The 12,968-nt window shown below is 65.0% G+C and carries 11 protein-coding genes; 6 read left to right on the top strand and 5 right to left on the bottom strand.

Annotated elements, in window-relative coordinates:
• Positions 1-10 precede the first annotated feature (10 nt).
• Positions 11-937: an ABC transporter permease gene (locus RY1_RS10920; protein ID WP_245819593.1), complete on the bottom strand. Its 927-nt coding sequence runs from the start codon at positions 935-937 to the stop codon at positions 11-13.
• Between the two features lie 31 nt (positions 938-968).
• Positions 969-2,618, bottom strand: coding sequence for an ABC transporter substrate-binding protein (locus tag RY1_RS10915; RefSeq protein ID WP_072803567.1), 1,650 nt, complete (start codon positions 2,616-2,618; stop codon positions 969-971).
• A 578-nt stretch (positions 2,619-3,196) separates the two neighbouring features.
• Here RY1_RS10915 and RY1_RS10910 point away from each other — a divergent pair.
• Both RY1_RS10910 and katG read left to right on the top strand, forming a co-directional pair.
• On the top strand, positions 3,197-3,640 hold the full coding sequence (locus RY1_RS10910; RefSeq protein ID WP_072803755.1) for a Fur family transcriptional regulator: 444 nt from the start codon (positions 3,197-3,199) through the stop codon (positions 3,638-3,640).
• A gap of 6 nt (positions 3,641-3,646) precedes the next feature.
• A complete protein-coding gene (gene katG / locus RY1_RS10905) occupies positions 3,647-5,899 on the top strand; it encodes a catalase/peroxidase HPI (RefSeq protein WP_139279806.1) in 2,253 nt (750 codons plus the stop codon).
• A gap of 60 nt (positions 5,900-5,959) precedes the next feature.
• Here the strand turns inward: katG and RY1_RS10900 are convergent, their stop codons facing one another.
• Positions 5,960-7,120, bottom strand: coding sequence for an FAD-dependent oxidoreductase (locus RY1_RS10900; protein ID WP_072803753.1), 1,161 nt, complete (start codon positions 7,118-7,120; stop codon positions 5,960-5,962).
• Positions 7,121-7,208: 88 nt separating this feature from the next.
• On the opposite strand from RY1_RS10900, the gene RY1_RS10895 reads away from it, so the two are divergent.
• The 3 genes from RY1_RS10895 (at position 7,209) to RY1_RS10885 (ending at position 9,267) form a co-directional block, all read left to right on the top strand.
• Complete coding sequence (locus RY1_RS10895; protein WP_245819592.1) at positions 7,209-7,880, top strand: TetR/AcrR family transcriptional regulator; 672 nt, start codon at positions 7,209-7,211, stop codon at positions 7,878-7,880.
• Between the two features lie 68 nt (positions 7,881-7,948).
• Positions 7,949-8,356 carry a VOC family protein gene (locus RY1_RS10890; RefSeq protein ID WP_072803752.1) on the top strand — a complete coding sequence of 136 codons (408 nt, stop codon included), beginning with the start codon at positions 7,949-7,951 and terminating at the stop codon, positions 8,354-8,356.
• 80 nt (positions 8,357-8,436) lie between these two features.
• Positions 8,437-9,267, top strand: coding sequence for an LLM class F420-dependent oxidoreductase (locus tag RY1_RS10885; protein ID WP_072803751.1), 831 nt, complete (start codon positions 8,437-8,439; stop codon positions 9,265-9,267).
• 15 nt (positions 9,268-9,282) lie between these two features.
• On the opposite strand, the gene RY1_RS10880 is transcribed toward RY1_RS10885, so the two are convergent.
• Together RY1_RS10880 and RY1_RS10875 are read right to left on the bottom strand one after the other, a co-directional pair.
• Positions 9,283-11,088, bottom strand: a complete 1,806-nt coding sequence (locus tag RY1_RS10880) for an alkyl/aryl-sulfatase (protein WP_072803565.1) — start codon at positions 11,086-11,088, stop codon at positions 9,283-9,285.
• Between the two features lie 98 nt (positions 11,089-11,186).
• The gene (locus RY1_RS10875; protein ID WP_072803564.1) at positions 11,187-11,879 is read right to left on the bottom strand and encodes a ZIP family metal transporter; all 693 of its coding nucleotides are present in this window, start codon (positions 11,877-11,879) and stop codon (positions 11,187-11,189) included.
• Between the two features lie 322 nt (positions 11,880-12,201).
• Here RY1_RS10875 and RY1_RS10870 point away from each other — a divergent pair, with 322 nt between their 5' ends.
• Positions 12,202-12,912, top strand: a complete 711-nt coding sequence (locus RY1_RS10870) for a GAF and ANTAR domain-containing protein (protein WP_072803563.1) — start codon at positions 12,202-12,204, stop codon at positions 12,910-12,912.
• Positions 12,913-12,968 lie beyond the last annotated feature (56 nt).

Here is a 12,968-nt window from a genome sequence, read left to right as displayed (position 1 = left end):
TCGGTGTAGTTCATGCCGCCGCCGTCCGTCGCAGACGGGGATCGAGCACCGGATAGACCAGATCCACCACGAGATTGATGACGAGGAACAGCGCTGCGGCGAGTACCACGGCGGCCTGCAACACCGGCACGTCCTGTTCGCTGACCGCCTTCTGCACCACCGATCCCACGCCCGTCCTGCCGAAGATGGCCTCGGTGATGATCGATCCGCCGAGCAGGTCACCGACGATGATCGCGGTGATGGTGAGAGTCGGCAGAGCCGCGTTGGGCAGCAGATGCTTTCGCAGCAGATCGAACCGACCGATGCCCTTGGAGATCGCCACCGTCGCGTACTGCTCGGCACGCGCACTGTCGAGCGCACTGATGAACACCTGCGCTATGGGGGCCGACGCCGGAATCGCGAGTGTGACAGCCGGATAGATCAAGGAATCGGCACTCCTGAAGTCGCTCAACACGAACAGACCCAGCTGGAAGGAGAACACGTTGATGATGACGAGCCCGATCAGGAAGTTCGGCAGCGACAGAAACAACGACGGAAATGCTCGCAGTATCCCGCCGCCGTACCTGGAAGGCAGGAAGAACGCTCCGACCGCGATCGCGACAGCGAGGACCACCGCGAAGACGAAGGCCGTTCCTGCGAGCTGCAGGGTAGACGGAATCCCCGACCACAGTAGCGTCGAGACCGGGATGTTGGAGGCATAGGACAGGCCGAGGTCGCCGTGCGCGAGCCGTTCCAGCGCGATCCACAGTTGTTGCCACGCAGGCTGGTCGAGCTTGAAGTAGACGAGCATCTCGCTGATCTCGTCCGGGGTGTACCCGTACTCCGGGTTGCTGAGACGGCCCGAGACCGGGTCGCCCGGCAGGAGTGTGACGATGACGAACACGACGATGTAGACGAGCACGATGGTCACGATCGCCTGACCGATCCGCGAGATCACGTTTCTTGCTGTATGTGACACTTCGATTCCCCTACTGCTTCGTTTCGGCATCGTCGAGCCACGCGTCGTAGAAGCTGATCAGACCGAGACCGTCGACGCCGAGTCCGCGTAGACGGTCCGCCGCACCCCACGTTTGACGGAACTCGTGCACCGGGATGTAGTACGCGTTGTCGATGACGTATTCCTGGACATCCTTCGATGCCGCAATGCGTTCGGCGTCGGACTTGCCCTGCGCCAGCGTGTCCAACAGCGCGTCGAGTTCCGCGCCCGGTTCCTTGAACTGGTTGGCCTGCGTGCTGTGCCACCAACGCCACATCTCGGTCTGACTGCCTGCGAGCCAATGGTTCTCGTACAGTGGAACGCTCTTCTGCGCGGTCACGGTGTTGTAGTTGGAGAAGTCGGTTCCCTTGATCTCGAGGCGGACACCGATCCGACGCCACTGCTGGGCGATCAACTGCAGATCGGCCTCGGAGGTGGTGATGTACACCGAGGGATAGACCAGGAAGCTGAGCTGTTCGCCGTCCTTCACTCGGTAGCCGTCGTCGTCGCGCTCGGTGTACCCCGCGTCGTCGAGCAGGCTGTTCGCGAGATCCCGGTCGTAGGCGAATCTCTCGCGCAGATCGAGCGTGCCGGGCACGATGGCGTTGAGGGTCGATTTCGCTTCCGTCCACGCGCCGCTCGGGTAGTTGGTTTCGATGATGTCGGCTCGGTCGATACCGTGAGTGAGGGCTTTGCGGACTCGGACGTCGTCCAGATGGGCTGCGGTCAAACGCAGTTGCAGCCCCCAGACGCTGCCGAAGAACGTCGGCGCGATCAACGAGAAGCCGTCGGAGAGGAACGGCTCTTCCGCCGGCTGCACGTAGTGGATGATGTCGACCTGCCCGGATCGCAACGACCCGGCGCGCAGCGACGGCTCGATGACCTGTTGCACGGTCACGCGCTCGAGGTACGCCGGGCCCGTGTGCGCGGTGTCCGCGCGCGGCCACGCGTAGTCCTCACGGCGCCGGAGCACCACTTCTTTGCTGGGCAGCCAGGATTCGACCACGAACGGCCCTGTTCCATGGATCTTGCTCAGATCCGACTGATCGGTCAGACCCGCCTCGATCGTTGCCGGTGCCAGGATCCCCACGGTCGTCCATGCGCCCAGTTTCTGGATGAAGTCTCCGAACGGCTCCTTCAACCGGACGGCCACGTCGTAGTCCCCCACCGCGACGGCCTCGTCGTAACTCGTCGGGAAGTAGGCCGAGCGAGGAACGCCGCGCTCCTTGTCACCTCTGCCGAGCAGATTCAGATTCGCAGCCACCGCACTGGCGTCGAGCCGTTCTCCGTTGGAGAACGTCACACCCGGCCGGATGGCCAGGGTGAACTCGGTGCGATCGTCGTTCTGGGTGAATCCGGTTGCCAAGTGCGGGACGAACTTTCCGTCGGCGTCGTAGTAGAAGAGCCTCTCGACGACCTGATTCCACACCTGCGCCACGTGCCAGGAGCCGGTGCTCTGCTGCTGGTAACCGTCGATCAGCTTCTCGTTGAGGTAGGTGATCTCACCGCCGACGACCGGTGACGAGCCGGCGCGAGACGACGCCACCGTCGTCGTCCCGTCGCCGCAGGCGGCCAGGAATCCGGCGCCTACGAATGCGGCGCTCAGGCCTAGAAAGCGTCGCCGCGCGAGTTCGTGTGTCATACGATCCGGTCCAGGGCCTTTCAGGAAGATTCGGGTACCACGCAGCACGGACGCGCCCGTGAGGCAGGCATTCGGGGCGGCGTACGGCCGAAAAGGGAAGGTGACGGAATTCGGTTGCAGCAGAGCCGAACAGCAGGCACCACCGGCAGGTCCGTGTCCGAGACGGGCTAGGTCAGAGACAACAAGGACAGCATCGGTGCGTGGGCACGGTTCCGGTCACGAAGAACAGTCTGGCCGCTCGGCGCGCGCGAACCAACGCAGTTTTGCTACCGAATAGGTCAACGAGAACTTGGGTGTGGCCGGAGCCTCTCACTACCCACGCGTTGACCAGTGGTGGAACGTCCCCGGCCGACTCCGCAATGGATGCAATCATGGCGATCGTTACATCGGCGCCACGGATCCGCCGGCCGAAAGGCTTTCCGGCGGTGCATACTACGCAGACGCTACGGCGCTGTCACCGGTTGTGCTCTCGATGATCGAAACCCATGTTCGGCGCGTCGGCAGAGGTCGGAGACCATTTTTGGACCAAATCCAGAAAAGGCTCGCGTAATCGCCCGATCCCACCTAATGTGGTCGCCATGACCTCCGGACCAGGCAACGCCGAGCGGCTGCGCGCCGTCGGCCTTCGCGTGACACAGCCACGCGTCGCCGTCATGGACGCCGTCCGGGCCAACCCCCATGCGGACACCGAGACCATCGCGGGCGCGGTTCGCGCCGGGCTCCCCACCGTCTCGCGGCAGACCATCTACGACGTGCTCGACGCATTGTCGCGGGTGGGCCTGCTGCGTCGCATCCAGCCTGCGGGCCACCTCGTCCGGTACGAGTCGCGTACCGGAGACAATCACCATCACATCATCTGCCGCACATGCGGTCTCATCGCCGACGCCGATTGCGCGGTCGGCGAGGCACCGTGTCTGACTGCGTCGCATGATCATGGTTTCGAGCTCGACGAAGCCGAGGTCATCTTCTGGGGCACCTGCCCGGAGTGCGCCGCGTCCACCAAGACTCGATCACCGTTGTGATCGTCGATGTTCGACCAGCCCACCGTCGAAAGGAATGCAGTGACCTCCGATAGCCGTCCGCCGAATCCAGACTCCGGCACACACAGCAACAGCGAAAGCGAAAACCCGGTCATCGAATCGCCGAAGCCCAAGGGCAACGCGCCGCTGACCAACAAGGACTGGTGGCCGGAGCAGATCGACCTGTCGATCCTGCATGCACATACCGCCAAGTCCACTCCGCTCGGCGAATCCTTCGACTACAAGGCAGAATTCGCCAAGCTCGATGTGAACGAGCTCAAGGCCGACGTCACCGCCGTCCTCACCGATTCCAAGGATTGGTGGCCTGCGGACTACGGCAACTACGGCGGCCTGTTCATCCGTCTGAGCTGGCACGCTGCCGGCACCTACCGCGTGTACGACGGTCGCGGCGGCGGCGGTCAGGGCGCGCAGCGCTTCGCACCGCTCAACAGCTGGCCCGACAACGCCAACCTGGACAAGGCTCGTCGCCTGCTGTGGCCGGTCAAGCAGAAGCACGGCAGCAAGATCTCCTGGGCCGACCTGCTGGTCTTCGCCGGTAACGTCGCGCTGGATTCCATGGGATTCCAGACGTTCGGTTTCGCGTTCGGACGCGAGGACATCTGGGAGCCCGAGGAAGTGTTCTTCGGCCCCGAGGACACCTGGCTCGGCACCGACAAGCGGTACACGGGTGAGCGCGAGCTGGCCAAGCCGCTCGGCGCAACCACCATGGGTCTGATCTACGTCAATCCCGAAGGGCCCGAAGGCAAGCCGGACCCGATCGCCGCCGCACACGACATCCGCGAGACGTTCGCCCGGATGGCGATGAACGACGAGGAGACCGCCGCACTCATCATCGGTGGCCACAGCTTCGGCAAGACCCACGGTGCGCGGCCAGCGGACAAGGTCGGACCCGAGCCGGAAGGCGCGCCGGTCGAGCAGCAGGGCCTCGGATGGAAGAGCGGCTACGGCACCGGCAAGGGCGAGGACCAGGTCACCAGTGGTCTCGAGGTCGTCTGGACCAAGACACCGACGCAGTGGGGTAACGGGTTCCTCGAGAACCTCTACGGCTACGAGTGGGAGCTCGTCAAGAGCCCGGCAGGCGCATGGCAGTTCACCGCCAAGGACGGCGCAGGCGCGGGCACCATCCCGGATCCGTTCGGCGGCCCCGGACGCGCACCGACGATGCTCGTCACCGACGTCTCGCTTCGCGAGGATCCGATCTACGCGAAGATCACCCGCCGGTGGCTCGATCACCCGGAGGAGCTCGCCGACGCGTTCGCCAAGGCCTGGTACAAGCTGCTTCACCGTGACCTCGGCCCTGTCTCGCGTTACCTCGGACCGTGGGTTCCCGAAGCGCAGCTGTGGCAGGACCCGGTTCCGGCTGCCCCGTCGGAGCTGATCGACGATGCAGACATCGCATCGCTGAAGTCCAAGATTCTCGATTCGGGCCTGTCGGTGCAGCAGCTCGTCGGTACCGCGTGGGGATCGGCAAGCAGCTACCGCAAGACGGACTTCCGCGGCGGCGCCAACGGTGCGCGCATCCGTCTCGAGCCGCAGAAGGGCTGGGACGCCAACGAGCCTGCCGTTCTCGCCGAGGTACTGGGCGTGCTCGAGCAGATTCAGAAGAATTTCAACGGCAGCGGCGGCAAGCAGGTCTCGCTTGCCGACATCATCGTCCTCGCCGGTGCCGCAGCCGTCGAGAAGGCCGCGAAGGACGCGGGCCACGACGTGACGGTGCCGTTCACACCGGGCCGCACGGATGCCTCGCAGGAAGACACCGACGTCGAGTCCTTCGAGGTACTCGAACCCCGCGCCGACGGTTTCCGCAACTTCGTCAAGGCAGGCGAGGAGACGCCGTCACAGGTGCTGTTCCTCGATCGTGCATACCTGCTGGACCTGACCGCGCCTCAGGCTGCGGTTCTGGTCGGTGGCCTGCGCGCGCTGGGCGCAAACCACGGCGACACCAAGCACGGCGTCTTCACCGACCGCCCCGGCACGTTGACCAACGACTTCTTCGTCAACCTGCTGGACTCGGACACCGAGTGGACCAAGTCCGGCGACGACGAGTACGTCGGCAAGACGCGGGCAACGGGCGAGCAGCGTTGGACTGCAACGGGACTCGACCTCACCTTCGGTTCGCACTCGCAGTTGCGTGCCATCTCCGAGGTGTACGCCCAGGCGGACAACGAGCGCAAGTTCGTCGACGATTTCGTCTCCGCGTGGGTCAAGGTCGCGAACAACGATCGCTTCGACCTGAGCTGATCGGGGCCTGATCCGGTCTGATCTGATCCGATCTGACACACAACGCTGCACCCCACGTCGTCAGGCGTGGGGTGCAGCGTCGTTTCGGGCCTCGACCCCACCTGCGCCGGTGAAGAATTCGACAAGTGCGTACGGTGCGCGATCACCCAGGATCAGGTCTTGAATCTCCTTGGAGTCGACGGCGGCCGATTCGCTTCGCAGAAACATGGGCTCCTCGTACGTGCGCAGTGCCGCCTCGACGCTGTTGGGGTTCGCGGCGATGGCCTTACCGAGTTCGGCGCCGTCGAACATCGCCAGGTTCGCGCCGTCGCCGGCAGGCGGCATCAGGTGCGCGGCGTCACCGATGAGAGTGACCCCCGGCACGCGGTCCCAGCGGAACCCCTCCGGGAGGGTGTGGATCGGCCGTTTCACCGGTGCGGATTCACCGTCGGTGATCAGCGCCGTGAGCTCGGGCGCCCACCCGGCGAACTCCTCCGCGATACGGGCTGCGGCGGCAGGAGCGTCGGTGAAGTCGATCGCGTCGAACCACTCCTCGGGCCTATGCAGGGCGACATAGGTGTGCAGCACAGCACCCGCTTCGCGGTGCGCCTGGATCGCTTTGCCCGGTGCGGCCGCATACATCGCGCCCTCGCCCACCACCTGCGCCGTTGCGGAGTGCCGCTCGTCGGCGTCGTACAGGTAAGTCTCGACCAGGGTCGTGCCCGCGTACCTCGGGGTCGCGCTCGACAGCAACGGGCGCACCCTCGACCATGCGCCATCGGCTCCGACGAGGAGGCTCGTGCGCACGGCCGAGCCGTCGTCGAATATCACCTCGTGCGCCCCGCCCCCGAGGGAGACGACGCCGGTGACCTTCTTGCCCCACTGGATCGTGCCGTCGGGCAGGGAGTCGAGCAGCATTCGGCGCAGGTCGCCGCGGAGCACCTCCGGGCGACGCCCCGAACCTTCGTCGGGCTCGTCGAGCAGGACAGTGCCGTGTAGATCGAGGATGCGTGCGGCCTCGCCGCCTGGACGAATGATCGCGTGAAACTCCGGTGTGAGCCCGGCTGCGTCGAGTGCGGCTTGGCCGTCGTGTTCGTGGATGTCGAGTTGTCCGCCCTGCGTTCGCGCGTCGGCAGACGGCTCTGCCTCGTAGATCGTGGATGCGATGCCGTGGACGTGGAGAACGCGAGCGAGCGTCAGCCCGCCGAGTCCTGCGCCGATGATCGTGATCGGTGTGGTCATGACGATGTCCTTTCGGAAACGGGCATTGGAACGTCGTTCCATAACTCCCATATTGGAACAACGTTCCAACTCTGTCAAGATGGATGTCATGGCGACCGAGTCACAGCGAACGGAACGACGCACCGATGCCCTGTCGAAGGCTCGGATCGTCGAGGCAGCGATCGAGATCCTCGACGCCGAGGGTGAGAGCGCGCTGACCTTCCGTGCCCTGTCGGCGCGCCTGTCCACCGGCGCAGGCGCCATCTACTGGCACGTCGCCAACAAGAACGAGCTTCTGACGACGGCAACCGAGGGCGTCATCGCCGTCGTCATGGCCGGTATCGCCGACGACGAAGATCCGCGAGAGTCGATCAGAACGATCGCGCTCGGGGTGTTCGACGCGATCGACGCGCATCCGTGGGTCGGCACGCAGCTCACCGCCGAGCCGTGGCAGTCAGCGGTTCTGCACATCTTCGAAGCGTTCGGCAGCCGGATCGGGGCACTCTCGGTTCCCGAGCGAGCGCAGTTCGACTCGACCTCCGCGCTGGTCAGCTACGTGCTGGGGTTGGCGGCGCAATACGCTGCGGGCGCGCGAGCGATCTCGCGGCAGACCGATCGAACGGACTTCCTCACCGCCGTCGCGGCGCAGTGGACGCAGCAGGATCCCGCGAAGTTTCCGTTCGTACACCAGGTTGCCGCACAGCTTCCCGATCACGACGATCGCGAGCAATTCATGGCAGGCATCGACCTGTTTCTCGCCGGGATCGCGTCGATCGAGTAGCCGATGAGTTTCGGTCGTCGGAGAAGTCGAAACGAGCGAGTATCGACAACAGACACATGGAGGCTCTCATGACTACTCGACTCAATCCGTACCTCAGCTTTCGCGGCGAAGCGCGCGAAGCATTGGAGTTCTACCACGGTGTGTTCGGCGGTGAACTCACCCTCGGCACGTTCGCCGAGTTCGGCTCGACCGACAACCCGGCCGAGCAGGATCAGATCATGCACGGCCAACTCGAATCACCGAGCGGCCTGACGTTGATGGCCGCGGACACACCCTCCAGCATGAATCTGACTGTGGGCGACAATATTTCGGTCTCGCTCAGCGGCGAGGACGACGCCGAGCTCAGAGGCTACTGGGACAAACTCGCCGTCGACGCGAAGGACACGATGGGCTTGAACAAAGCGCCGTGGGGCGACACGTTCGGCATGCTCACCGACAAGTTCGGGATCAACTGGTTGGTGAACATTTCCGGTTAGTGCGCCGCCCCTGTAGTTCGCCGCCCCTGTAGTTCGCCGCTCTTGGCACATTGCGTCGTATCCGTGGTTCCATGGATGGCATGAAGTTCGGAATCTCGACATTCGTGACCGATGAAGGAATCCGGCCCGACGTTCTCGGGCGTGCACTCGAGGAGCGTGGGTTCGACTCGCTGTTTCTCGCCGAGCACTCTCATATCCCGGTGTCCAGGACGTCGCCGTATCCGGGCGGTGGCGATCTGCCGCACATCTACTACCGAACCCTCGATCCGTTTCTCGCGCTCACGGCAGCCGCCTCGGCCACCGAGAACTTGATACTCGGAACGGGTATCGCGCTCCTTCCGCAACGCGATCTGATCCACACGGCAAAGGAAGTCGCGACACTGGACTACCTTTCGGGAGGTCGGGTCGCGTTCGGTGTCGGCGTCGGATGGAATCGGGAAGAGATGGCCAATCACGGCACCGACCCAACGAAGCGCGGCGCACAGATCAACGAACAACTTGCTGCGCTGAAAGAGATCTGGACACACGACGAGGCCGAGTTCCACGGGCAGCACGTCGACTTCGATCCCATCTACTCGTGGCCCAAACCGGTGCAGAAGCCGCATCCGCCGATCTACATCGGCGGGGAGAGCCCCGCAGCTCTCGACCGGCTGGTCGAGTTCGGCGACGCGTGGCTTCCGCGCGCTCACACGTCGGCCGCCGAACTCGGCCGCGTGCGTGGGGTTCTCGCCGACCGCGGACGCCCGGACATCACCTTCACCGTCTTCGGTGCGGGCCGCGGCGCCGAGGAACTCGACGGTTATGTCGAAGCAGGTGTCGAACGCGCCGCGATCATTCTCTCCACGCTCGACGAGTCCGCGACCTTCGCCAAGCTCGACCAGATCGCCGCTGCCATCGAGCGTTACCGCTGAATCCCCCCTTCGCCCCTACGGGGTGACGATCGGGAAGATCGGATCAGGGGCGTCGAGGAATCCGAGGAGCCGGGTGAGTACCCCGACGTCACCGGTGCTGTCGAGGCCGTCGAATCCGCCGCCTGCCAGCAGCCCGAGCAGATCGGCCTTGGTGAGTGTCACGGTGAGGTCGACTTTCGGTTGTGTGCGCGGGTCGACGGTGCGGATGAGTGCGCCGTTGGACAGGCTCAGCCGGACGGTCTGCCCCGAGTCGGTGAACTTCCAGTCGATACGGAACTTCTCGTGTGCTGCGCGTGGGCCGTCGACGCGTATGGCGACGGTGTCGAACAGCTGCTCGACGGACAGCGCCGCGGCCATCCCGGCTCCCGTGCTGATCGGGGCCGGGTCGATGCCGTGTCGCAGCTCGTGCGCCCCGGTGAGGTAGAAGCCGCGCCACGTGGCGTTTTCGGCGCCGTAACCCAGCCTGGTGTACACCTCGGCGAGGGCGTTCCTGGCGTCGATGTTGTCCGGGTCGGCGAACACTGCTTGTCCCAGCAGTTCGGCCGCAAAGCGCAGATCGCCCTTGTCGGCGTACTCGGAGCCCTTGGCGATCACCACATCCACACCGCCGAACGCCTCGACGTATCGCGTGGCCTGGGCCTGCGGCGGATGTTGCCACAGCGAGGAGGGCCTGCCGTCGAACCAGCCGAGGTAACGCTGGTAGATCGCCTTGACGTTGTGGCTGACCGAACCGTAGTACCCGCGCGCGGACCAGGCGTCGTTCAGGCCCGGCGACAGCTCGATCTCCTCGGCGATCTCGGTCCCGGTCAGACCCTGATTGAGTAGGCGAAGAGTCTGATCGTGCAGGTATTGATAGAGGTCACGCTGGACGGTCAGGAAGTCGAGAATGTTCTCCCTGCCCCAGGTCGGCCAGTGGTGCGAGGCGAAGGCGACGTCGGCGTCGTCGAGAAACAACTCGATGGCCTCATCGATGTAGTGCGACCAGGCTCGTGCGTCGCGGATCTGCGCGCCGCGGAGCGTAAGCAGATTGTGCTGGTTGTGCGTGGCGTTCTCGGCGAGGCACAGCACTCGATGACGAGGGAAGTGGAAGTTCATCTCGGCAGGCGCCTCGGTTCCCGGCGTCACCTGGAACACGATGGGCACCCCGTCGAGCGTTTCCTGCTGGCCGGTGTGGGTGATGTCGACCGTCGGCGGGATCAGGCTGATCGTGCCCGACGACCCGCGTATGCCGAGCCCCGTGCTCACCTGGCCCTCCGCCGAGATCGGTAGCCCGTAGCCGTACATGTAGGTCGCCCGCCTGTTCATCGCGGTACCGGCGTACACGTTCTCCGAGACAGCCTCGGCCATGAACCCCTCGGGTGCCAGGATCGGCACGTCGCCGGGGCCGTCGGGCAACACACCGGCAGCACCGCCGAAGTGATCCGCGTGCGAGTGGGTGTAGATCAGCGCGGTGACCGGGCGCTGTCCGCGGTGCTCCCGGTACAGCGCCAGCCCGGCCGCCGCGCACTCGGCGGAGATGAGCGGATCGATGACGATGACTCCGGTGTCGCCCTCGACCAACGTCATGTTGGACAGGTCGAAGCCGCGGATCTGATAGATGCCCTCGGCGACCTCGTAGAGACCGTTCTTGACCACGAGCTGAGCCTGACGGAACAGACTGGGGTCGACGGTGTCCGGGCATGGTTCGGCGAGGTAGCCGTAGCCGCTCAGATCGAACACCGGCTCGCCCTCGGCGTTGCGGATCACCATCGGGTCGATCGTTGCGATGAACCCACGGTCGGCGTTGTCGAAGTCGGTGCGGTCGTCGAAGTTCAGCGGCATCGGTGGTCAGCTCCTCGGTAGGGACGCATCCGGCCCTTCCGATCCTTGGCTCCCCTGCGCCGACCCGCTTCACCCGGACCGGATGAACGACGCCGTACTCACCCCAAGGCGAAGGCGACGAGGAACCCGGCTGCCGTCGCCATCCCGACCCACCATCCGCCGTCGCGGTAGGCCTCGGGCATCAACGAATCGGCCAGAACAGCCAGCGTCGCTCCGCCGGCGAATGCCTGCACGGTCGAGATCCCGGTGTCGGGGATGGCGTCGGACAGTAGATATCCGACGACGGTGACCACGACGAGCACAACTGCGGTGGCCGTCCACAATCCCAGTGCCCGGCGGCGGTCGAAGTTGTGTTGGTCACGCATCAACGCGGCCCCGCCCACTGCTTCCGGCACGTTGCCGACCGCGACGGCGACCAGGAGCACCAGTCCGCCGCCACTGGTCAACGAGACCCCGAGCGCGGTGTTCTCCGGGATTCCGTCGAGGATGGTCCCGAGCATCAGGGCCCACCCGATCGCGGCAGGGCCCAGCTTGTTCTCGATCAGATGATTCGCGACGACGTACACCCCGGCACCGGCGAACAAGGCAACCCCGGCGATCACGATCCCCGCTTGCGCGAATGCCGGTGCGAACAGTTCCGAGGACACCGCCGCGATCATGGTGCCTGCACCGAAGGCCATCATCGCCGCCAGCACGGGCTTGGGTAGCCGCCACCGCAATCCGATCGCGGCGCCGACGACGAGGGGCACGGCTGTGCCCAGGCCGTAGAGCGCCGCGCCGAACGCGGTCATGTCGGGGCACCGTCGCGACGCAGGCCTGCACCGGCAGACACAGGTTCGGCAAGCTCTGAATCGGCAAGCATGGGGTCGGCGGGCACGGACTGTGAATGGCCGAGGGCCGAGGTGCTCAAACCACTCGCATCACACTGCCGCAGCAGCTTTCGGCCGACGCTCTCGGTGGGCGCTTCGCAGTGCGTTCACCACAGGTGGGCCGACAGCCCACGCACCGCGAAGTTGGTGTATAAAATCTCTTGCTGGTTCGGCCGCTGTCGCCGACCACCGCGTCCAGCAGCGGCGCACCTTCGTGGTTCCATCGCGGAAAGGATAGGTCTGCATGTCGTACGCACCGGAAGAAGACGAAGTTCGGGCGACGGACGTGCCCGCACTGCTCGCCGATTTTGCACGTTCACTGCGCGATGCGCGGCACTCGGCGTCGCGGACTCTGGACGAGATTCTGCGCACCGCAATCGAGCTGATCGAGGGCGCTGTCAGCGGCTGCATCACGACGCTGACGAACGGCGAGCGGACGGTGGTCGCATCCACCGACGAGTTGGCCGAGACGCTCTGCCGCCGCCAGTACGAGTTGGGCGAGGGTCCCATCCCGACAGAAGTGCGTCACTTCGACGTGGTGGTCGCGGAGGACCTCGGTGTGGAAAAGCGCTGGCCTCAATTTGCATCCAAGGCAGTGGACCAGGGATTTCGGTCTCTCGCCGCCTTCAAACTGTTCACCAACGGCGACGACGTCGGTGCATTGGTGCTCTACAGCAGCAACGCGGGAGCGTTCGACGTCGAGGCCTTGGCGACCGGTGAAGCCTTGGCCGCGCATGCGGCGGTCGCGCTTCTCGGACTGCGCGACGGCAACCAGTTCCGTGCCGGGTTGGCAAGTCGAGACATCATCGGCCAGGCCAAAGGCATGATCATGGAACGATACAAGATCGATTCGGCGCAAGCATTCGACTTGCTGACCAAGTTGTCGCAGGAACAGAATCTGCCTCTGCGCCGAATCGCACAGGACTTGGTCGAAGCGAGCCACCCGGCCGGCTAGAGGCGCCTCATATAGCGGTCGCGGTGGACCTGAGCCATCCCACCTGCGGCCGGTGT

It is taken from the genome of Rhodococcus yunnanensis NBRC 103083 (genome assembly GCF_001895005.1).
GTDB lineage: Bacteria > Actinomycetota > Actinomycetes > Mycobacteriales > Mycobacteriaceae > Rhodococcoides > Rhodococcoides yunnanense.
Note: the sequence above shows the minus strand (reverse complement) of the source record. Positions and strands in the feature narration are given on the sequence as shown.

Coding starts and splice junctions, on each gene's coding strand:
- RY1_RS10895 (WP_245819592.1), top strand. CDS start 7,209: ATGGCGACCGAGTCACAGCGAACGGAACGACGCACCGATGCCCTGTCG.
- RY1_RS10890 (WP_072803752.1), top strand. CDS start 7,949: ATGACTACTCGACTCAATCCGTACCTCAGCTTTCGCGGCGAAGCGCGC.
- RY1_RS10870 (WP_072803563.1), top strand. CDS start 12,202: ATGTCGTACGCACCGGAAGAAGACGAAGTTCGGGCGACGGACGTGCCC.
- RY1_RS10900 (WP_072803753.1), bottom strand. CDS start 7,120: ATGACCACACCGATCACGATCATCGGCGCAGGACTCGGCGGGCTGACG.
- RY1_RS10885 (WP_072803751.1), top strand. CDS start 8,437: ATGAAGTTCGGAATCTCGACATTCGTGACCGATGAAGGAATCCGGCCC.
- katG (WP_139279806.1), top strand. CDS start 3,647: ATGTTCGACCAGCCCACCGTCGAAAGGAATGCAGTGACCTCCGATAGC.
- RY1_RS10875 (WP_072803564.1), bottom strand. CDS start 11,879: ATGACCGCGTTCGGCGCGGCGCTCTACGGCCTGGGCACAGCCGTGCCC.
- RY1_RS10880 (WP_072803565.1), bottom strand. CDS start 11,088: ATGCCGCTGAACTTCGACGACCGCACCGACTTCGACAACGCCGACCGT.
- RY1_RS10915 (WP_072803567.1), bottom strand. CDS start 2,618: ATGACACACGAACTCGCGCGGCGACGCTTTCTAGGCCTGAGCGCCGCA.
- RY1_RS10910 (WP_072803755.1), top strand. CDS start 3,197: ATGACCTCCGGACCAGGCAACGCCGAGCGGCTGCGCGCCGTCGGCCTT.